We start from the raw sequence: 18,534 nt of genomic DNA, 5'->3' as shown, positions 1-18,534 counted from the left end.
AAGCCTCCTACCGCCCCAACAATCCCCGCGCCTGACCCGCGATCTCCGCCAGCATCGCGACATTGGGCGTCGCCGCCGTCTTGGCGCGCTGGACGAGGGCGCGGAACTGCTGGATGCGGGCGCCCCTTTCCTTCAGCCATGCCTCGACATGATGGGCGATGTCCTTGCCCGTCCCCTGCGCCAGGAAGTCGAGCCGCACCTGCTGCATGTCGCGCGCCACGCCGGAGATCAGCAGCCGCTCCCACGGATCGGACGGCGCCATGCGCGCGGCGGTGGACTGCACCCAGTCGATGCCGACCGCTTCGCCCAGATGGGTGAAGGCGCGGGTCAGGGCGACTTCATCCACCGACAGGCGCCCGGCCAGCGCGGCGATGCCCACCGCGCCGTCCAGCTTGAACAGGCCGGCGGTCCGGCGGGTCAGCGCTTCCGGCGCGCCCAGCGAGAGCAGCCGGTCGGTTGCGGCCGTGACCCGGCGCAGCGCCTCGCTGGTGAGCAGGTCGTCCACCTGCTTCGCCAGCATGCCCACGCCCTTGGCCAGCGCGCCATGGCCCGCCTGCGGCAGCGTGCCGGACGGCAGGCTGCGCAATATGTCCGCGATCTGCGCCCGCATGCCGTTGGCGATGTCCCCGAACAGGGCGAGCCGGGCGGCTTCGGACATCTCCGCCGCGTCGATGTCATCCCATAGCCGGCGGATGTCGTAGAGCCTTTCCGCGATCAGGAAGGCGCTGGCGAGGTCGGCCAGCGAGCAGCCCTCCTCCTCCGCCAGTTCGAACGGATGGATCAGGCCGAGCCGGTTGACGATGCGGTTCGCGACCTTGGTGGCGATGATCTCCCTCTTCAGCGCATGGGCGGCGATGGCGTCGGCCTCCTTCTTCCGCATCGCGGGCGGGAAGGCCTGGGCGAGTTCGTCGTCCATGCTGGGGTCGGTGGCCAGGTCGCCATGCTCGATGGCGTCCTGCAAGGCGAGCTTGGCGGTCGACAGCAGCACCGCGAGTTCAGGCCGGGTGAGGCCCAGCCCCTCCTGACCGCGCCGCAGCAACTGGTCGTTGGCGGCAAGCCCTTCCACCTGCCGGTCGAGCCGGCCCGTCTCCTCGAAGGTTTCGATCAGCCGCACATAGCTCGCCAGTTCCGCCGCGCCGCCCGCCTCCGCGATGGAAAGGCCGAGCGCCTGGAGGCGATTGTCCTCCAGCACGATGTCGGCCACCGCGTCCGTCATGCCGACCAGCAGCCTGTTGCGGTCGTCGAAGGAGAGGCGGCCTTCCGCCATTTCCTTGTTGAGCGCGATCTTTATGTTGACCTCATTGTCCGAACAGTCGACGCCGGCCGAATTGTCGATGAAGTCGGTGTTGATCCGCCCGCCGCGCAGGGAGAAGGCGATGCGGCCCGCCTGGGTGACGCCCAGATTGGCGCCTTCGCCCACCACCTTCACGCGAAGCTGCTCGGCATTGACGCGCAGGCGGTCGTTGGCGGGGTCGCCCACATCGCCATGGCTCTGTGCGGCGGCCTTCACATAGGTGCCGATGCCGCCGAACCAGAGCAGGTCGTTGGGGCTTTTCAGGATCGCGGAGATCAGCGCCGTCGGCTCCATTTCGGCGTCGGTGACGCCCAATATCGCCTGCACCTCCGGGGTGAGGCGGATGCTCTTGAGGCTGCGCGGGAAGACGCCGCCGCCCCTGGAGATCAGCGTCTTGTCATAATCGTCCCAACTTGAGCGCGGCAACTGGAACAGGCGGTTGCGTTCTTCCCAGCTTTTCGCCGGATCGGGATCGGGGTCGAGGAAGATGTGGCGGTGATCGAAGGCGGCGACCAGCTTGATCGCCTTCGACAGCAGCATGCCGTTGCCGAACACATCGCCCGACATATCGCCGCAGCCGACGACGCGCACCGGCTCGCTTTGCACGTCGACGCCCATTTCCGCGAAATGCCGCTTCACGCTGATCCACGCGCCCCTGGCGGTAATGCCCATCGCCTTGTGGTCATAGCCGTGGGAGCCGCCGCTGGCGAAGGCGTCACCCAGCCAGAAGTCGCGTTCCAGTGCAAGGGCGTTGGCGACGTCGGAGAAGGTGGCCGTGCCCTTGTCGGCGGCGACGACGAAATAGGGATCGTCGCCGTCGTGGATGACGACCTGCGCCGGGTGCTTCACCTTGCCCTTGACGATATTGTCGGTGACCGAAAGCAGGGCGCGGATGAAGATGCGGTAGCTTTCCGTGCCTTCCGCGAACCAGGCGTCGCGGTCGACCTGCGGGTTGGGAAGCTGCTTGGGATAGAAGCCGCCCTTGGCGCCTGTCGGCACGATGACGGCATTCTTCACTCGTTGCGCCTTCATCAGGCCCAATATTTCGGTGCGGAAATCGTCCCGGCGGTCGGACCAGCGCAGCCCGCCGCGCGCTACGGGCCCCGCGCGCAGATGGATGCCCTCGACGCGTGGCGAATAGACCCAGATTTCCCGCCATGGCAGCGGCGCGGGCAGGCCGGGGACCTGCGCGCTGTCCAGCTTGAAGGCCAGCGCCTCCTGCGCGGCCGGGCTGTAGAAATTGGTGCGCAGCGTCGCGGTGATCACGGCGCGCAGCAGGCGCAGCACGCGATCCTCGTCTATGGCCGTGACCTTCTCCAGCCCCGCCTCGATCGTCTGTTGCGCGGCGGCGGCGCGCGCCGGTCCATCCTTGGCCTCCGGATCGTGCAGCGCCTCGAACAGCTCGATGAGCTGGCGGGCGATGCCCTGCTCACGCCGCAGCGTTTCGGCAAAGGTCGCCATGCCATAGGCCATGCCGGTCTGGCGCAGATAGCGGAACAGTGCGCGCAGCAGCACGACCGATCGCTGGTCCAGCCCGGCGGTGACGATCAACTCGTTGAACCGGTCATTCTCCGCCACGCCTTCGGTGACCTGCGCGATCGCTTCCGTCACGATGTTGGCGCGGGCGATCACGGTTTCGGCATCGCCTCCCGCCGGCAGTTCCAGGACGAAGCGCTGGACATGGCCCAGCGCGCCCGCCTGTCCCCTGGCTTCGACCGCCGTCAGCATCTCGTCGATCACGCGGAAACCGAAATTCTCGAAGGCGGGGACCACTTCGGACAGGGCGATGGCGTCATGGCTGTAGAGCTTCAGCCGCAGCCGTTCGGGCGCATCCTCTTCGTTGCGATAGATGCGGATCGACTTGTCGCCGGGGGCGGACAGGCTGTGCAGCAGGCGGATGTCGATCGCCGCCTCGGCCGGGCCGGCGCCGTTTCGATAGCCCATGGGAAAGCCGGGGGCGTAGCGCTGCGCCAGCGTCGCGGCCCGGCCGGCCTCCTCGCTTTCGGCCAGCGCCTCCTCGACAGCGGGCAGCCAGCCGCGCACCATTTGCTTCAACTGCCGGTCGAGCGGCTGTTCATCGGGCACCACGCCGCCGTCGCGCAGGTCGAGCGTGATGCGCAGCAGCGCCAGGCCGCTTTCCTCCAGAGCGATCGACCAGCTCAGCACCGGGCCGTTGCAGGCCTGGCTCAGCATGTCCTGCACCGCGACGCGCCGCGCCGTGGTCAGCTCCTCGCGCGGCAGCCAGGCGAAGGCATAGAGATGGCGGGCCAGCGCACTGGTGCCCAGCACCAGTTTCGGCCGCGGCCGGTCGGTCAGCGACATGAAGGTCAGCACCAGCCGCTCCAGCGTCTCGCGGTCGAAGCCGATGAGGATGTCGTGGGGCAGGGCGGTCAGCGCATGGGTCAGCACCTTGCCCGCATGGCCGTGCGGATCGAAATCGAACTTGTCCATCAGCGCCGACAGCGCAGACCGCAGCAGCGGCACCCTGTCGGGCGTGGTCGCCAGCCCGGCGCTGGTCCACATGCCGGCGTGGATGGACAGCGCCGTCACCTGCTTGCCGTCCCGGACCGGCACGATGATCAGGTCCAGCAGGACGGGGCGGTGGACGCGGGAGAGGCGGTTGGACTTGATGATCAGCGGCGTGCGCTTGCCTTCCTCGAACCAGTTGAAGGCCGCCTCCAGCGTCGCGGGGGCCAGCAGGGGCTGGTCGCGCAGGCCGCAGATGCCGATGCCGGCGTCCGCCTTTCCGTCGCGGTGGCGAACCTCATGGCCGATCTGGGTGAAGTGGCGGGCCAGGAACCAGCGCAGCAGCGCCGCCCCTTCCTCGTCGGGCACGGCATCGGCATCGGCCGCCATCGCCTCCCGCATCTTCGGCCAGTCGGACACGGCGGCGCGGACGTCCGCCAGCGTTTCCTCCAGCGCCTTTTCCAGCGCGCGGCGGGCCTTCGCGTCGGCGCGGTCCGCCTCGATATAGATCATCGATTCCCGGCGCGCCCCGGCGGCTTCATTGTCGAGTATCGCCTTCAAATGGCCGTCGCCGTCGCGCTCGACCGACAGGACGGGATGAAGCAGGCGATGGATGATGATGTCGGCGGCGGCCAGCGCATTGGCGATGGAATCGACCAGAAAGGGCATGTCGTCATTGACGATGGCGATCCGCATGTAGCGCCCCGTCGCGCCTTCGCCCAGCGTTTCCATGCCGATGGCGACATGGCCGGGCCGGCGGGTCGCGGCGGTGCCGGCGATGAAGGCCGCCGCCGCCAGCATCGCCTTCTGGTCGAATCCTTCGCTTTCGCCGGGCAGGGCGCCCCGAGCCAGCGCCGCCTCCAGCGCTTCGCTTATGCTGTGGTCAACTTGCCTCGATTCAGCCAATGCCGTCATGCGCCTGCCTCTTGCCCGCGGGTTCAGCCCCGCTTCTGTGAACGGAGAAGGCGCCGGAGAACCGCCACGCGACTTCTCAAACCGATGCCGTCCACTATGCGCCACTGCGTCTTGAGGCTCAACCCAGGATGGGAAATAAAGTTACGTAAAATTGAAATAATATGATGCAGCGCAGCATGGGACGAACGCCCTGGAGAGTAAGCCACGAAATCGGCCCATGATCCCGTTCTGTCAATCCGGCGCGGCCGTTTCTGCCGATGGGAGGGGCCTGGGCCGCGATTAAGGATGCGCCCCGGTTGAATGCACCCTGCTCCCGCGCGGGAGCAGGCCGGGCGACAACGCCTAATTCGCAGCGGCGACGATCGCCCTCTGGCCGATTTCCGACCCTTCCGGCAGCGCGCCGACAATGGCGAGCGATCCGTCCTTCTCCCGCCGGGCGATGACCACCGCCAGCCCGTCGCCATCGGTGGCGACAGTGAAGGGATCGAGCGCGGCGGCCGCCTTCATCGCGGCGCGGGCGGTCTGCTGGCGATCGGGCTTGGCCGGGCCGTCGGTGCGGCGCTGGGCGCGTTCGTCGCGGACCAGCGCTTTCAGCCCGCCGTCATAATTGGCGAGATAGTCGCCGAAGCTGCCCAGGGCTATGCCGTTGGCGCGGGCATGATCCAGCGCAGTGGCATATTCGGTGATGCGCGTCTTGTCGTAGCTGGAGCCGAAGACCAGCTTCACCACGGCGGTCATCGGCGCTCGGGCCTGGACCTTGAGGCCGCTATTCTCCAGCAGTTCGGCATATTCCTCCGGCCGGGCGAGCGTAACCAGCGCGAAGTCGTAGCTGAGCCCGATGGCGCGATAGAGCGCCGCATGGCTGCGGGCCTCGCTGGTGCGCGCCTGCTCCGCGCTGTCGCGGGCGAGGGCCAGCCAATCGGCCAGCGGAGCGTCCTCGTCAGGGCTTTCCATGCCGCCAAGGTCGAGCGTGTCGAAATCCTCGACCGCCGGACCGTCCGCCCAGATCGGCGCGACCGGCGGCGCGGCGGGGCTGGAGAGCAGGGCGGCTTCCACCTCCCGGTCGATCTCCGCCGTGACGGCCTGGCTCGCCGCTTCCTTCCAGTTGATGACGCCGAAGACGAAGTCGATCGTCTCGTCATCGGAGGAGAAGGGCATCAAAATGCCGCGATAGAGGATTTCCGCGTCGCGCTGGTTGACGAAGCCGGCCTCGAACCCGATCGGCGCGGCGTTGGCGATGATCTGGAGATAATGGTCGGTCAGCCGCGACAGCAGCGAGCGGGCGGGGACGTCGTTGATATACTGGATGGGCCCGTCGATCTCGCACTCTTCGCGCAGCGCGGTGCCGAGATAGACGATGGCGGGATTCTCCAGCCCGGTGCTGAAGTCGAGCAGGACGCTGAAGGGGCCGAAATCTTCCAGATCCTGGGGCGCCAGATCCTCAATGGACGGCAGGCTGCGGTCGCCCAGCAGGGACGCCCAATAATTATAGGCACGCACCTGCATCCGGCGCTCATCGGCGCCGACAAGCGGCGGCGTCTCGATCGCTGCATCGTCGGCCGGGCCGAAATCGTCCTCGTCATCGGCGATTTCATGCCCCCGCAGAGTGTCCATCCCATCGGTCCTTGGTTCAGGTAAAAGCTTTTCCTTGAGAATCGACAGTGCCATTGGATGGTAAAGATGGTGTAAAGGCGGGGTGAAATGATGATCCGAAGCGGTTTGACGCTGGATGGGCATGGCAAATCGCATTTGCCCGCTTGTCCTTCCCGCCAAGCGCTGTTATCTGCCCGCCCCAACGCCGCTTTAGCTCAGTCGGTAGAGCATCGCATTCGTAATGCGAGGGTCACGTGTTCGAGTCACGTAAGCGGCACCAGTTTTCAAGCACTTAGCAGCACTCCACGCCAGTCCGTTCAGGTGAACGGCCGTGGATAAGCACGCGATAAGCGCGGGGAGAAAACTCGCGCTACTGGGTCGAATCCTGTCCCATCAGTTGCTCTAGCCGCCGCGCAACCTCCTTCCACAGCGCCACGCCTTCCGCCTTTCCCTCGCTGGCAAGCTGGCCGATCCTCTCCGCCACCACGACCGGCGCACGGTCGCCATGCTGGCGCAGGACCATCGACGCCATGCCCCATAGCTCCTGATCGCGGGTCATCATCTGGGCAGGATAGAGGAAGGTCGCTAGGCGCGATAGGTTTGCGGCACCGTGGCGCGAACCGATTTTGAGCGAAGGTATGTGTATGATGCCCATACCCTGCGGTCGCGGCGGGGATCAGGACAGGCCGAACGGCAATTTCCACCAACGGTGGTAACTGGATCGGCGTCACAGGCCGTTACACCGATCGGCGGCAACTCCCACCTTTGGTGGAAGCCGCAGTTCTTTCCCGTTCCGGAAAAATCTCCCGTGACGTTCGTAACAGTCTGGGACGTACGTCGCGGCACGGCACCGCGCCGGATCAAGCGAACGAATTTCGCCTGGCTGGTCACTGTCCGCGCTTCGGATAGTGGGACGCTGGCGTTCGGCTTGGTTCACCAAATCGGGGGAACCATCGGCACGTCCCCCATTGGGGATCGTGCGATCACGCCCGGCCGCCTGAAATTCAGACGCTTGGGTATTCCCCAATTTCGGGGAGTATTCCGGAAGCCAGCGGATGATCCAAATTTGGTTCATCGTCCGAATTTCGGACGAAGGGTCTATGTTGCGCATAGGGCGTCAGGGAGTTTGCTGCACAGCGCAGCAAATTCATGACGGTGAGCGCGGACGTTGAAACCTTGAAACTTTTTCATGCTGGGGCCGGATCACCTCCCATCGGACAAGACAGGTGCGTCATTTTGTCGCACCCGTCCAAACCTATGTCGCAGCGTGCGACGTTGGTTTCCTGTGCCATGTCGCGGCGCGTGACATGGGTATGCCCAAAACTGGACACACCCCAAGCGAGAACCGGAAAGCTCGTACCATCGTGCGACATGCTTTGTAGCAGCGCGATCTATAGCAGGGCGCTTAAGGGTGTGCATTGAGCGCGCCCCCATGCGAAGGGTATCACTAATAATGATACCCCTTGCGAGCGAGGAAGAAGCTATGCCCGTCCACTCCAATTTCCAGTCCCGCAGCGCTGATGAAATTGACGCCGCTCTTGTGGCCTTGGCGGCTATGATCCGGGTTCTGGGCGAGAAGGTCGAAATTGACACCGACCGGGCGCATCAACTGATGGTGTCCGCCGTGGCTGACCATCCCAATCTGAAGGCGCGTGCGCAATTGTGGATAAACTGGATGGCGGGCTACACAGACGCGGACGGGGAAAAGCAGTAGCGCTTCAAGAAAGTGATGCAGATCGCACCACTTTTACCGGGTGCAATACCGACCCGTCGATAGACTGGCGATTGCCGCGCTGATGCGATAGGCTGAACCCGTGAGCCAGACGACCCTCTCCATCTTCCTGCACGCGTTCAGCTTCTCTTTCGGGATGTTCCTGATCGCCCGCTATCGCCTATGGAAAGCCGGGCGGAGCAGTATCCCGATGGAGTATAACCCCAAGACCGGCATGTACGAGGCTGACCTGACGCTCAGAAAATGGGAGCGTCGGGCCAAGATCGCTTTGTGGGTGTTTATTGCCTCTGCGTTTGCGGTCGGCGTCCCGCTCTTCCTTAGCTTTGATCCCGCCTTAGTGGCCAAATAGCCAGCCGGGCGTCATGCCCCCGATTGCGCCGCCCATCTGGCCGACGACAGGCTCCAGCAAATTCTGGCGAGTCCGGTAGCGAGCCGTCTGGCCCATCAACGTGTCTACGGCGTCGATAATCGCCGCAGTATCGGGACTGAAAAGGCGGGGCGCCAGATCATTGGCCCGTTTCTCAGCGTTCCGGATGCTGCCAAGGCGGGCGCGATCCTTAAGCGCCGCACGGCCAAAAAATCCAATGGTGGATTTGACCGGGACCTTCATGGAGGCGATGTCCGAAATTGCGTCGAGAGCGTTGACGGCGGCACTGTTGCCGAACGTCTCATCGGCAATCATCCGTTGCGCCGTCTTGCTGTTGCCGAGAATGTCATTGGTGGAACGTGCCAGATTGCGCTCAATGTCGCGCTGGCGCAGCAGGCGGCTGACGCCAGGGAAGTTGTCGCCATAGACCGCCGACAGCCGCTGTTCCGCCGCTGGCGTCCCCAAAATGCCCTCGAACGGGTTGGACGAATAGCGCATATCGTTGGCGCGGTCGTTCAGGCCAACGCGATAGCCAAGTCGCATCTGCTCCATCTGTGCGGGAGAGGAGCGGCCCGCGATAGTCTGAACCTCACGGGGACTTTGCTTCACCGCATCACGACCGGCCGCCAGCGCGTCGCGCAACTCCATTGGCCCCTGATAGGCGGCGCGGGCCTGCGCATAGGCCGGGTTCAACTTGTCCAGTTCGGTGAGGAAGTCTGCGCGCACGCCGTTTTCCGCCCGGCCCGCCGTGGTCAGGTCCAGCTTGCCGGTGATGGGGTTACGATACTGCTCCAGCACGTCATCCATGCCGCGCTTCGCATAGTCGAGCGTTTGCGTGGTGTAGCCGGGCTGTTGAACGGGTGCACCGCCTTCTCGCCCTGCACTGGTAAGCGTCATCGGCACGGTCGGCTCCAGCACCACATTGCCGTCAGCGTCCAGACGGAAGCCCATGGCCGCAGGATCGCGACGTTCGTTTGCCGCGATCGTCCGTGCCTTGCCGACTGCCTGCCTACCGAACGGGGTATTGATGAGCGAATCCAGTGTGGGCGTGCCAATGACAGGGGCTTTGTAGGCCCGCTCATAAAGCGGAGCCGCAGCGGTGCGCGCCTGCGCCAGCAAGTCATCGCTCTGCTGCATGGGATTGGACAGCGGCCCCAGATCACGCTCAACGGCCTGTGCGAAACGGTCGATTTGGCCCAGTGAACGCGGAAAGAGAACATCGCTCGCCTGCTTGACGGCCTGCGGGGAAAAGCGCGTAGCCGATCCGGCAAGGGCCGTCAGCGCAGGATCAGCATCCGCCAGCGTCATGGGGATATTCAGGTCGCGGGCTTCGACCAGGCGATTGCGGATGCCGCCATAGCCCGCACGATCGATCACTCGCGACAAGGTATCGTCCACCGGGGCAGGCCTGCCCGGCAGGCGGGAGACGCCCCGCAGCCCAGCGCCAATACCACCGCCGAGAACGCCGCCCAAAACGGCACCGCCAAGGCGATGATCGTTCTCCTCCAGCGCTCCGCCAATGGCACCTATGCCAACATCGGAAAGGAGGGGGAGCTTGGAACCGACGCCAAGCGCGCCGCCCGCGCCCGCCGTCGCCAGACCGCCCGCAATCTGCCCGATATTGTAGGACCAAGGGTTCTCCCTGCCGATCGCATGCTTGTTGCGATTGGCTTCATAGAGGGCCGTGCCATAGGGAATATCGGTGAACGCAGAGCGACCAGCGGCGATGGCTTCATCCAACCCGCCCAAGGTGACGCCGTTCATTATGCCCGTCGCCGCTCCGCCCACTGGCCCAGCCGCGAGTTGCCCGGTTAGCGTCGGCTCCCGCCGACCCGAAGCAGGAATACTAAGCTGGGTCCGCAGGCCGCGTGCCCGTCCCTCGATTGCGCGGTCAAGGTCGTCACCAAATGCCGGAGCGCCAAAGGCCGCTGCAATGGCGTCCATCTGCTGACGGTTCGCGCCGTTATTGAAAGCGGCCTGCGCCACGGCGGCATACTGTCGGTCCTGATCGGTGGAAAACTCATCACCCCCTGTCGGGTCGACTTCCTGACGGCGTTCTGCTGGGGGCAGAGTGGACTGCGGCAATGCGTAAGGCTGGTCCCGCAGGCTCATGCCGCGCCGACCGATTATCTCCTGATAATCGCGCATCTGCTGATCGTTGAAAGGGAAGGAACCGACGACATTCAGGGGCCTCAAGCCCTCGTCCCCCGCAATCCGCTGATAATCGCGCCGCGCCACGCCGTAGCTCTTGGCAAGCTCCGCCATCTTGGTGTTCATTTCACGAATCAGGCCGTCACGAACCGACTGTGCAAGGCCGCCGCCGTCATAACCCATCTGCTTCTTGATCGCCGCCACCCGCGCATCCCAGAAGGAGGCGCTATCCGCCGCCCCCTGACGCTCCGAATCGCGCACGACCGAAGGCGGGTCCATGACCTTGGCATAGTGATAGAGCAGCGCGTCATCGCCCTTGGGATCAGGGACAGCCTTCAGCCCAGACATGAAGATCGGCACGACGCTGCGATATTGTGAAACCGCGTCCACCTTATCGAACTGTGCGCGAAGGTCCTGCTCACGCTTGGGCTTATAGCCCTCCACTTCCTGCGTGGTACGGGTCAGGGTCGCCACGGCTTGAGGCGCGGCAAAAGGAAGGGTTCCGGCATTGCGCTGGTTGTCCAAATCCTGCCCGCGCTGCTGCACCTGTGAATTGGCGACCTTAGACGGGTTGGGCGCCACGACAGAGGGCGCCGACTGCCTGCCGCCGTCCGCGTAGCCGACCACCCGCACATTGCCGTCCGGCAATTCCTCATAGACCACGCCGTTCTGCGTAAAGCGTCCCATTACATTGTGCCCTTTCGACCATAATAGGGGACGCGCCCATAACCGCGCTGACCCACATGGATGTGATTGCCTTCGTTCAGAATTTCGGTTGCATTCGGGAAGTAGGATCGAGCCTGCTGGTACAGGTCGATCATGCTCTGACCCTGCGCGGGTACGAAGTCGGCCGCGTCCCCTGAGAGGTGCAGCGAATTGGTAACGCCGCCCACCGCTTGGTTGCCAGCCACGGTCCTGCGCCCGCTCGTCATGCGCCCAGCCGAGAAGTTGGCCGGATCAACGAAAGCCGCCGGTAGCGTTGCCGCTACCGCCTCCCTTGCGAGGGTCAGGCATGATCGCGCCGATAGCTGGACGCTCTGTCGTTGCCATGGGGCTAGAGGAGCGCGGGACCTCAACCCAACGCCCGCCGCCCATGCCGTCAGGGATGAAGTTCATCTTAGGCGATGGGTCGTCATAAGCGACGTGCGGCTGTCCGTCTGCGCCCATTTCCATCAGGCTTCCGTCATTGCGCTCCCAGCGGTAAGGCGCGGCGGTAGAGGGCTTGGGGTGCCCCACCTGATAGTCCCATTGGCGCTGCCAATCTTCCCAGTCTTGCTGCCGCTGTAGCTGCCGCAAGCGCTCCTGATAGGCCATTTTCTGGCGCTGCATTTTCATCTGCGCATAGAGACCCGGCTGTCCATTGAATCCGGCCATCGCATCGCCAATCGCGCCAACTATATCCCAGCCTACGCCACCGTTGCCAAAGAACCCCGGCTTTTTCGGCTCCACGCCGGGCAGCGGCGCCATGGGAACAAATTCCGGCCCCGGTCGGCTCTCAGGCATAATGGGTTTTTGCAGCGGCATATCGAGCGGCATCAATGAGATGGGGGAACCCTGATTGCTGGGGAGGCCACCGGCAGGCGGGCCAGCAGGGGAAGCCGCCCCGGCCTGCGCACCAAAACGCGGGACGCCAAAGAAGCCGAGGCCTTGGGGCATGCTATCGGATGCCGGGGTATTGCCGCCCACAGGCAACCCGTCACCAATCCCCGGCGTCGAATAGCCAGGAGGCAAGCCGAACAGGCCGGGCACGCGACCAACACCGTTGAATGCCATCGCCATTATGCGATCTCCTTAGCTTTTTGAAAGATGTGCGGGCCTACCGTTTGCGCCATGAGGTTCAGCCCATCCGCAGCGACTTCATTTCCATCCGATGCCAACCGGTCCAGCAGGGCGGTTGCTTCGGCCAATAGGTCATTGCCGTAGACCGCGCCCTCGCTGTCATAGCCCCAATACTCTGCCAGATAGGACAGCGCGGCGATGAGGATCAGGATGTCTTGAGCTTCCCCATGGCTGGCCGCCAGCCGCGCCCAAATCATCATTTCAATTGCGTGGCCGTGGGCGGCTGCAAATGCGCCTCGCGAGACAGCATCCTTCATCCCTTGCCACGAAAGCATGCAGCCTTGCCGCTGGGCCCCCAGATCGCCACAGGCCGCGCTCCGGATAAGCGGAGATACATCACCAATGGCCGCATTGGGATCGAAGCTGATATTCATGCCGCATCCCTCACTTCCTTGCGCACCGCATGGCGCAGCAGTTCCGATAGCGTGACGCCTTCCCTCTTCGCCTTTGCAGAGGCGGCGGCGAGCAGCGCCGGGTTGATCCGAAAGGCGGTAAGCGATGTGTGTACCTGTTCCCGCATAACTGGCTCCTTTGACGGGTATCAGAATACCACTCATGTTATACAGGAGCAAAGAAAATCGCGGTTTTCTGCCTTGCCCACCGCTGCGACAAGGCAGGCACGGGCGCAGCGCAAATGTCATCCTTGCGCCAGATCGGGACAGCGCCGAGGCCGGACTTGTCAGCTTGCGGGAGTCATGGGAAATTGGGCGCTGGACGACAGGGGGCTAGAACATGAATTGGACAATCGGGGGTCTTCTATCGAGCGTTGCCAATGCTTGGTCCGGAGAACATTGGCTCTACACCCTCGCGTTCTGGATCATCGTCGGCCTAGCCACCTGGGCTTTGTCGCGATCATCAAAGGACCGGGACGAGCAGGACGGCGCATGAATTGGCGGAAAGGCTTTAGGCGCATCGGGCTTGTACTCTTCGCCCCTATCGCTCTGTTATTCGTCATCCTGACGATGGGTCAGTTGCTTGGCGGAGCCATATTCTTGTTGGCGCACTGGCTCGAACTGCTGCTGATATTCGTGCCGCTGATCACAATCATTATGATTGTCCGTTGGGTCGCGGCTGGCTTCAAAATGAGCAGTTAGGCGAATCCAGACCGATTAGGTGATCAGGCCCGCGATCCAGTGGCCCGCCGAAAAAATGCCGATGGCAATCGCCGCAAGAGACAGGCCGAGCAGTATGGCAAACTCAATCAGTGGCCACGGGCTTTCCCGGCGTCGGGTCACAAGATCATCATGCCGGTCTTTCCAGCGGTAGCGATAGCGGCTCATTATTTCCGTGTCTCCTCGCAAACCTTGATCCCGCCCAGCCCAGGGCGAGCTTCGCACTTATACCCGCACTCGTAGTCGCCCCCATCAGGATCGGGCAGCGATCTCAGGCGACCGATCGCGGCGCTCTGGCAAAGCTCGAACGTCTTGAATCCGGCGATCTCTTCATGCTTGGTCAAGTCGTTCGCATCGGGATATATGAAGGCATCCCACTGATCTGGCCTGCTTTCGCAACCGGAGAGGAGGCAGGATAAACCAAGCGCAGCTATTAGCCGGACTTGCTTCGAACGCATCACCGGCAGTCCGCCACCAGCCGCCCACCATTGTCCCAGGCTGGCTTGTAAACTGCCAGCCCGTTCCTCAGCATCTCGCATGCGACGTTCTTCCCACCGACATAGACCTGCGCCACGGTCCTGCCGTAGCGGTCGCGGGTGACAGGCGAGATCACCACGCCCGGCGCGATCAGTCTGGCGAGTTGGGCTTTGCTCTTCTCCGGATCACCCGGCGCGCAGACCCGTCCCTTGCGGCAGTGGCCAGCCATTTCCGGAGCGTCGATTCCCAACAGCCTTACCCGCCCGATCTCGGAACAGCGCAGCGTGTCGCCATCGATCGCGGTGCAGATCGTTGGAGGCTGGTAGATGCTGATGAAGAAGGCAAGGATCATAAGTGCGGGTTGCCAAGTGCTGACGGTCCAAGGCTGATGCGGCAGTTACGCGCGCGCACGCACGCGCACGCGTTATCTGTCCGGCGACCGTGCGCCCCATAGATGTCAACTGCACCACTCATCTCTCCACACCCGCGAACCTAACACCAGCGCCACCGGACAATGACGCTTCGCCATCAGCGATGAACACCACGCCAGCCGCCTCCAGTGCGCGTTGGATCGCGGCAAGGTTGTTCGGCACCGGCACATATTTCCCGGCCTCGTAATTCTTCACGGTGGATAGGCCAACGCTGGCCGACGCCGCCAACTCAGCCTGCGTCATTCCCAAAAGGCCGCGACCGGCGCGACATGTTGCTGGTGTGATCATCAGAGGAGCATGGCATCTTTTTTGGATAACATCAACTAACCGGGTTGACTGTGTGCCGTTATGGGAAGATAACCATTTTAGCTAACGAAGTCCGCTAGCGACCGAGCGGCAAGGCTGCAACCGCGCCACCCGGTCTAACTCCAACCCTGCTTAGAAGGGATTGAAGCTATGCACGAACTACACAGTTCGCGGCGCACTGTCATGCGCGCTCTGATTATCGCACCGTCTCTAATTGCGACACCTGTTGCCAGCGCCGCTACCGGGCTGGTCTGCACCCCGACCACCACACAAGACCCGGCGTGGCTGGGGCTGCTGGACGATGAGCGCGAAGCCTCCTCTGCCTACAACATGGCGCTGGAGGCGGAGGATCAGGCTTACGATCGCTATTTCGCGGCGTCGAAAGCTGCGGAGGCGAAATGGCAGGCCGCATGGGACGAGAAAGCCGGGAAGCCGCATGAATTCATCGACGCCCGGCCAGCCCACGAAACCGGCGATCTGCGCGTGACCAATGGCATTGCTGACCACAATGCATTTTGCGCCCGGATGCGCGCCGAGCGCGATACCTTGGAGGAATCTTGCGACCGGGAGAGCGGCCTTCCCGCTGCTAAAGAAGAGTGTCGGGCGGCAGGGCAGCGCCAAGGAGCAGCTATCCGGGCGATTGTTGCCTATCCTTCCCGCGATCCTGACATCATCGCCCACAAGCTGCGGCTGCTGATTGGCGAGTACGGGGATGACGAAGGCGACCTTACGCCCCTGCTGACCTCCATCGTCGGGGAGGCCTGAGCCATGCACATCGCGAACATTCATCAGGGGGCTTCGGCCCCCACCGATGGCGCACGCCCCTTTGACCCCGCCGAATGGCTGGCCCGCTATGTCGAGCTTGGCGGCGGCTACACGGTCAGCCCCGCATCCGTCTGCCTGCACTGGTCGCTGCGGATCACCGCACAGGAACGGGACGCCCTTGCCCAGCATGAGCGACCGTTGCGGCGCGACCTCACGAAGCGGGAGGCCGTCAAATCCCTCCTGCTTGCCTCCAGCCCAAAGGAGGCAATGCCATGCTGATCTATCGGCAGAACTATTCCGCCCTGGCCCATGATCGCGGTCCCGTTGCGCCGGACCCTGACATCGCATGGATTGACCAGCGCTTGAGGGAGAAGCGCGACCGGAAAACGGATGCCCCCAAGCTGGTTCCCGTCGCGCCTGCGCAGCCCGAACAGCCGCCCGTCACGCTACAGAAGCCCAAGCCGCGCCCAGCCAGATCGCAGCGAAACTATGCCGCGCCGATCCTGATGGAAATTGAGCGCTGGTTGAAGAAAGCAGGAATGCCCGCAAGCAAGTTCGGGCGCGAAGCCGTGGGGGATAGCCACCTTTTGCGCGACCTTCGCAGGGGCCGCGATCCATCCTCCCGCGTCGTCGCTCGCGTCCGGGCCTACATGAAGAAGGAGGACGAGGCGCAACAGCACAAGCCAAGACCGAAGGGTAAGGCGGTCTGTGCGCTCGACCTCATCCCCCGCATCGAAAAGGCCATAGCGGAGCGGGAGATGCTGCCAAGCCGCTTCGGGCGGAATGTCGCCAATGCACCAGACCTTATCGACAGGATCAAGTCAGGGGCAGGCATTCGGCAAGAGACGCGGGAGAAGATCGTCGCCTATCTCGCCAAGCTGGAATGGAGGCCCTGACCATGGCGAGCAAAGCACCACGCGCCAGAGCCTACCAGCCGCGCAGGAACCCCGCCACACGTCGACGCAGGGACAAGCGCCAGCCTCAACCCGTTCCGACGCTGGCGGCCCTCCTGACGGTCATTCCGAGCCTGTCCCGCCCAGAGCTTGGGCGACTGGTTCAACGGATGATCGACCACATGGACGACATGGACAGCGATCCCGATCTTGAAGATGGAGACGTGGATTATTGCCTTGCAGGAGATGACGGATGCGGGGCGGTCGTGATCGATGGTCGCACCTATTGGGGATCGAGCGTCGAGGCGATCAACGACCTCTAGCGATTGCCATCATGGCAACACCTCCGCCCCGGTTCGGAAGGATCGGGGCGTTTCCCGTTCATCGACTGAGCGATTCAATCCGAACGCACTGATTCGAATTGTCAATTTCCGCTCAGGTCACGCCGACAGGATAATCTCCCCATGCGGTACAGCCTTATCATTTTCGCCCTCGCGCTGGGCATCCTTGGCGTCGTCACCGTCGATGCCATGTTCAGCGCCGCCACCAGCATCATGCAGAGCGCGGCGGCGCAGCCGTGATAGCAGACACCCCTGACACAGCCCCGTCTATTCCATCCAATCCGAATCGATGCGGCGGGGGTAAGTGAAAGATGCGACCCGGAGGCTTACAGCCTTCTCCTTGGCCCGGCGGGAAACTGCCGGGCTTTTTTCGTGGGCAAAAGCAAAACCCCGCCTCCGGGGTAGGAGACGGGGCAGCAGGAGCAGAATGACTATAGCAGCGGGCGGGGGCCACATCGATATGGCGCACGATGTATGCCGGTCGGGCCGCCTGCAATTCCGGATTATGTCCTTCGCTGAATGGTAGAATCGGGCGGGGTGGGACATGATGCTCCTCCCTCCCCCTTGGAGGGTCCCGTAGCCCCGCATCGACCCCCTTCATGATGCGGGGCTAATCGTATTTCCACCTCTATTTTAGACGGGCACGGCTAATTTTTGCTACTTTAGCAAAGCGGCGACCGCTCTTTGATAACGGATGATTGTTTTTCACCCGTTATTTTATTCAGCGCGCACCATCGGCAATATCTCCGCTTCCGGCAGCACGCCCACCAATTCGATGCGTGTCACCAGGCCGTCTGGCTTTTGCTGCTCGCGTGCAGCCGCCTCGCTTTTCGTCAGCGTCGGCCCGCCCACAATCTCGATGATGTACGGCCCGGCATCCGCTCCCGACACAGCCTCCAAGGCGCTGATCCGCTTTTCGATATTCCCCACTTCACCCTCCTATCTGCACCGCGTAATCCACAATCTTGCGAATGATCAGCCTATCGGTTGGTGCGATCCGATCATGGCCATAGGCATCTAGCGCCTCGTCTTCCGTCTGGTCGGGCTGTTGGATGATCCGCCGCCATATCGCTGGGCCAATCGGGCTTGCCTTTTCCAGCGCAGCCAACCGGCTTTTAATATTCGACATGACACCCGCCTATTTCAGACGGCAGACCCCTTGAGCGCCCATCGACCGCACCAAGAATATAATCCCATACCGCGCCCCGGTCCGCTGGGTTGCCGCTGTCGGACAGCAGCCAAGCGGAAATGTCAGCCTCTCCCGCAAACACGGCATCCACCCGCTGCGGATCGCTATAGCCAGCCTCCAGCGCAGAGAGCCGCTTATCGAAGTTCGCCATACTCACCTCCTATTTCGCCCTGGCTTCCAACGCCGCGATCCGGGCTTCATGATCGCCAGCCTCCACAATGGATTTGTGCGCCGTCAGCAGCGCCATGACGCGCCCCGCTTCATCCGGGGTGATCTCCCCCGCCGCAACCGACGCGAGAATGGCCGCCGACGCTTCGACCGCATCAGCCGCAGAGCGAACGGCAGGCAGAGCGATCGAGACGGGCGCATCTTTCCGGGGAGGGGCCAGCCTGTCCAGGCACAGGCGAAGCGCAACCATGTCACCCTCCAGCGCCTTTTCGATGGCCTTGCGGGTCAGCGCCTCATGATCTTTGTCCAGCAAAGCTTCGATTGCCCGCGTGATCTTGTGGCGTGCACCGGCAGGCTTTCCGGCAGGATTGCCGCTCACGCCAGGCTTGAATCGTCCGCCCTGTTTCCGTCCTGTATTTTCAGGTTTCTTCGCCATCACCTAACCAGTGCGACAGACCGGCGGACACGTTCGAGGGGAAAACGAATGACTGCACA

22 protein-coding genes and 1 tRNA gene are annotated in these 18,534 nt (G+C 63.4%); 8 read left to right on the top strand and 15 right to left on the bottom strand.

The features are described 5' to 3' along the window. Positions 1-7: 7 nt before the first annotated feature. Together TZ53_RS00770 and TZ53_RS00765 are read right to left on the bottom strand one after the other, a co-directional pair. Positions 8-4,675 carry an NAD-glutamate dehydrogenase gene (locus TZ53_RS00770; RefSeq protein WP_044660110.1) on the bottom strand — a complete coding sequence of 1,556 codons (4,668 nt, stop codon included), beginning with the start codon at positions 4,673-4,675 and terminating at the stop codon, positions 8-10. A gap of 342 nt (positions 4,676-5,017) precedes the next feature. Continuing rightward, positions 5,018-6,289 (bottom strand): PAS domain-containing protein, encoded by a 1,272-nt coding sequence (locus TZ53_RS00765; protein WP_025549597.1) that lies wholly within the window; start codon positions 6,287-6,289, stop codon positions 5,018-5,020. Between the two features lie 183 nt (positions 6,290-6,472). Between TZ53_RS00765 and TZ53_RS00760 the strand changes: the two genes are divergently transcribed. After that, positions 6,473-6,548, top strand: a tRNA-Thr gene (locus TZ53_RS00760). A 90-nt stretch (positions 6,549-6,638) separates the two neighbouring features. Here the strand turns inward: TZ53_RS00760 and TZ53_RS00755 are convergent. Further along, on the bottom strand, positions 6,639-6,830 hold the full coding sequence (locus TZ53_RS00755) for a DUF6961 family protein (protein WP_044662758.1): 192 nt from the start codon (positions 6,828-6,830) through the stop codon (positions 6,639-6,641). Positions 6,831-7,721: 891 nt separating this feature from the next. Between TZ53_RS00755 and TZ53_RS00750 the strand changes: the two genes are divergently transcribed. Together TZ53_RS00750 and TZ53_RS00745 are read left to right on the top strand one after the other, a co-directional pair. Further along, on the top strand, positions 7,722-7,982 hold the full coding sequence (locus TZ53_RS00750) for a hypothetical protein (protein ID WP_044660109.1): 261 nt from the start codon (positions 7,722-7,724) through the stop codon (positions 7,980-7,982). Between the two features lie 100 nt (positions 7,983-8,082). Then, entirely contained in the window at positions 8,083-8,349 is a 267-nt protein-coding gene (locus tag TZ53_RS00745; RefSeq protein WP_044660108.1) for a hypothetical protein, read from the top strand. On the opposite strand, the gene TZ53_RS00740 is transcribed toward TZ53_RS00745, so the two are convergent. From TZ53_RS00740 to TZ53_RS26580, 5 genes are read right to left on the bottom strand one after another with little or no spacing between them, the layout of a single operon-like run. Continuing rightward, positions 8,335-11,205, bottom strand: a complete 2,871-nt coding sequence (locus TZ53_RS00740; RefSeq protein WP_044660107.1) for a hypothetical protein — start codon at positions 11,203-11,205, stop codon at positions 8,335-8,337. The genes TZ53_RS00745 and TZ53_RS00740 overlap by 15 nt on opposite strands. Beyond that, a complete protein-coding gene (locus TZ53_RS00735) occupies positions 11,205-11,429 on the bottom strand; it encodes a D-Ala-D-Ala carboxypeptidase family metallohydrolase (RefSeq protein ID WP_052628063.1) in 225 nt (74 codons plus the stop codon). Before TZ53_RS00735 ends, TZ53_RS00740 begins: the two co-directional genes overlap by 1 nt. A gap of 46 nt (positions 11,430-11,475) precedes the next feature. Then, complete coding sequence (locus tag TZ53_RS25480; protein ID WP_052628062.1) at positions 11,476-12,297, bottom strand: hypothetical protein; 822 nt, start codon at positions 12,295-12,297, stop codon at positions 11,476-11,478. Next, on the bottom strand, positions 12,297-12,731 hold the full coding sequence (locus tag TZ53_RS00730) for a hypothetical protein (protein WP_044660106.1): 435 nt from the start codon (positions 12,729-12,731) through the stop codon (positions 12,297-12,299). The genes TZ53_RS25480 and TZ53_RS00730 overlap by 1 nt, the downstream gene beginning before the upstream one ends. Further along, positions 12,728-12,877 carry a hypothetical protein gene (locus TZ53_RS26580; protein ID WP_157009762.1) on the bottom strand — a complete coding sequence of 50 codons (150 nt, stop codon included), beginning with the start codon at positions 12,875-12,877 and terminating at the stop codon, positions 12,728-12,730. The genes TZ53_RS00730 and TZ53_RS26580 overlap by 4 nt, the downstream gene beginning before the upstream one ends. 364 nt (positions 12,878-13,241) lie before the next feature. Here TZ53_RS26580 and TZ53_RS00725 point away from each other — a divergent pair, with 364 nt between their 5' ends. Continuing rightward, positions 13,242-13,451, top strand: a complete 210-nt coding sequence (locus TZ53_RS00725) for a hypothetical protein (RefSeq protein ID WP_044660105.1) — start codon at positions 13,242-13,244, stop codon at positions 13,449-13,451. 15 nt (positions 13,452-13,466) lie between these two features. Here the strand turns inward: TZ53_RS00725 and TZ53_RS26575 are convergent, their stop codons facing one another. The 3 genes from TZ53_RS26575 to TZ53_RS00710 all read right to left on the bottom strand — a co-directional run bounded on the left by TZ53_RS26575 (position 13,467) and on the right by TZ53_RS00710 (position 14,665). Then, entirely contained in the window at positions 13,467-13,637 is a 171-nt protein-coding gene (locus TZ53_RS26575; RefSeq protein ID WP_157009761.1) for a hypothetical protein, read from the bottom strand. A 289-nt stretch (positions 13,638-13,926) separates the two neighbouring features. After that, positions 13,927-14,298 (bottom strand): thermonuclease family protein, encoded by a 372-nt coding sequence (locus TZ53_RS00715; protein WP_044660103.1) that lies wholly within the window; start codon positions 14,296-14,298, stop codon positions 13,927-13,929. Positions 14,299-14,416: 118 nt separating this feature from the next. After that, entirely contained in the window at positions 14,417-14,665 is a 249-nt protein-coding gene (locus TZ53_RS00710; protein ID WP_044660102.1) for a helix-turn-helix domain-containing protein, read from the bottom strand. Positions 14,666-14,866: 201 nt separating this feature from the next. On the opposite strand from TZ53_RS00710, the gene TZ53_RS00705 reads away from it, so the two are divergent. The 4 genes from TZ53_RS00705 to TZ53_RS26570 are packed head-to-tail and all read left to right on the top strand — an operon-like array spanning position 14,867 to position 16,664. Then, on the top strand, positions 14,867-15,448 hold the full coding sequence (locus TZ53_RS00705; protein WP_137710330.1) for a hypothetical protein: 582 nt from the start codon (positions 14,867-14,869) through the stop codon (positions 15,446-15,448). Positions 15,449-15,451: 3 nt separating this feature from the next. Beyond that, a complete protein-coding gene (locus tag TZ53_RS00700; protein WP_044660100.1) occupies positions 15,452-15,727 on the top strand; it encodes a hypothetical protein in 276 nt (91 codons plus the stop codon). After that, positions 15,721-16,344, top strand: coding sequence for a hypothetical protein (locus TZ53_RS00695; RefSeq protein WP_044660099.1), 624 nt, complete (start codon positions 15,721-15,723; stop codon positions 16,342-16,344). The genes TZ53_RS00700 and TZ53_RS00695 overlap by 7 nt, the downstream gene beginning before the upstream one ends. A gap of 2 nt (positions 16,345-16,346) precedes the next feature. Then, positions 16,347-16,664 carry a hypothetical protein gene (locus tag TZ53_RS26570; protein WP_137710331.1) on the top strand — a complete coding sequence of 106 codons (318 nt, stop codon included), beginning with the start codon at positions 16,347-16,349 and terminating at the stop codon, positions 16,662-16,664. Positions 16,665-17,399: 735 nt separating this feature from the next. On the opposite strand, the gene TZ53_RS00690 is transcribed toward TZ53_RS26570, so the two are convergent. Genes TZ53_RS00690 through TZ53_RS00680 form a run of 4 tightly spaced genes read right to left on the bottom strand, consistent with a single transcriptional unit; the run spans position 17,400 to position 18,418 of the window. Then, positions 17,400-17,612 carry a hypothetical protein gene (locus TZ53_RS00690; RefSeq protein WP_044660098.1) on the bottom strand — a complete coding sequence of 71 codons (213 nt, stop codon included), beginning with the start codon at positions 17,610-17,612 and terminating at the stop codon, positions 17,400-17,402. 1 nt (position 17,613) lies between these two features. After that, entirely contained in the window at positions 17,614-17,811 is a 198-nt protein-coding gene (locus TZ53_RS26565) for a hypothetical protein (protein ID WP_137710332.1), read from the bottom strand. Beyond that, the gene (locus TZ53_RS00685; protein WP_044660097.1) at positions 17,798-18,022 is read right to left on the bottom strand and encodes a hypothetical protein; all 225 of its coding nucleotides are present in this window, start codon (positions 18,020-18,022) and stop codon (positions 17,798-17,800) included. Before TZ53_RS00685 ends, TZ53_RS26565 begins: the two co-directional genes overlap by 14 nt. Before the next feature lie 9 nt (positions 18,023-18,031). Then, positions 18,032-18,418, bottom strand: coding sequence for a DUF5681 domain-containing protein (locus TZ53_RS00680; RefSeq protein WP_238320091.1), 387 nt, complete (start codon positions 18,416-18,418; stop codon positions 18,032-18,034). Positions 18,419-18,534 lie beyond the last annotated feature (116 nt).

This window comes from Sphingobium sp. YBL2, from assembly GCF_000943805.1.
In the GTDB taxonomy this organism is placed as follows: Bacteria; Pseudomonadota; Alphaproteobacteria; order Sphingomonadales; family Sphingomonadaceae; genus Sphingobium; species Sphingobium fuliginis.
The sequence above is the reverse complement of the archived record's forward strand: the minus strand, read 5'-3'. Positions and strand labels throughout refer to the sequence as shown.

Excerpts from the sequence above, each read along its gene's own strand:
- TZ53_RS00770 (WP_044660110.1), bottom strand. The coding sequence starts at position 4,675 with ATGACGGCATTGGCTGAATCGAGGCAAGTTGACCACAGCATAAGCGAA.
- TZ53_RS00765 (WP_025549597.1), bottom strand. The coding sequence starts at position 6,289 with ATGGACACTCTGCGGGGGCATGAAATCGCCGATGACGAGGACGATTTC.
- TZ53_RS00755 (WP_044662758.1), bottom strand. The coding sequence starts at position 6,830 with ATGATGACCCGCGATCAGGAGCTATGGGGCATGGCGTCGATGGTCCTG.
- TZ53_RS00750 (WP_044660109.1), top strand. The coding sequence starts at position 7,722 with ATGATACCCCTTGCGAGCGAGGAAGAAGCTATGCCCGTCCACTCCAAT.
- TZ53_RS00740 (WP_044660107.1), bottom strand. The coding sequence starts at position 11,205 with ATGGGACGCTTTACGCAGAACGGCGTGGTCTATGAGGAATTGCCGGAC.
- TZ53_RS25480 (WP_052628062.1), bottom strand. The coding sequence starts at position 12,297 with ATGGCGATGGCATTCAACGGTGTTGGTCGCGTGCCCGGCCTGTTCGGC.
- TZ53_RS00730 (WP_044660106.1), bottom strand. The coding sequence starts at position 12,731 with ATGAATATCAGCTTCGATCCCAATGCGGCCATTGGTGATGTATCTCCG.
- TZ53_RS26580 (WP_157009762.1), bottom strand. The coding sequence starts at position 12,877 with ATGCGGGAACAGGTACACACATCGCTTACCGCCTTTCGGATCAACCCG.
- TZ53_RS00725 (WP_044660105.1), top strand. The coding sequence starts at position 13,242 with ATGAATTGGCGGAAAGGCTTTAGGCGCATCGGGCTTGTACTCTTCGCC.
- TZ53_RS26575 (WP_157009761.1), bottom strand. The coding sequence starts at position 13,637 with ATGAGCCGCTATCGCTACCGCTGGAAAGACCGGCATGATGATCTTGTG.
- TZ53_RS00715 (WP_044660103.1), bottom strand. The coding sequence starts at position 14,298 with ATGATCCTTGCCTTCTTCATCAGCATCTACCAGCCTCCAACGATCTGC.
- TZ53_RS00710 (WP_044660102.1), bottom strand. The coding sequence starts at position 14,665 with ATGATCACACCAGCAACATGTCGCGCCGGTCGCGGCCTTTTGGGAATG.
- TZ53_RS00705 (WP_137710330.1), top strand. The coding sequence starts at position 14,867 with ATGCGCGCTCTGATTATCGCACCGTCTCTAATTGCGACACCTGTTGCC.
- TZ53_RS00700 (WP_044660100.1), top strand. The coding sequence starts at position 15,452 with ATGCACATCGCGAACATTCATCAGGGGGCTTCGGCCCCCACCGATGGC.
- TZ53_RS00695 (WP_044660099.1), top strand. The coding sequence starts at position 15,721 with ATGCTGATCTATCGGCAGAACTATTCCGCCCTGGCCCATGATCGCGGT.
- TZ53_RS26570 (WP_137710331.1), top strand. The coding sequence starts at position 16,347 with ATGGCGAGCAAAGCACCACGCGCCAGAGCCTACCAGCCGCGCAGGAAC.
- TZ53_RS26565 (WP_137710332.1), bottom strand. The coding sequence starts at position 17,811 with ATGTCGAATATTAAAAGCCGGTTGGCTGCGCTGGAAAAGGCAAGCCCG.
- TZ53_RS00685 (WP_044660097.1), bottom strand. The coding sequence starts at position 18,022 with ATGGCGAACTTCGATAAGCGGCTCTCTGCGCTGGAGGCTGGCTATAGC.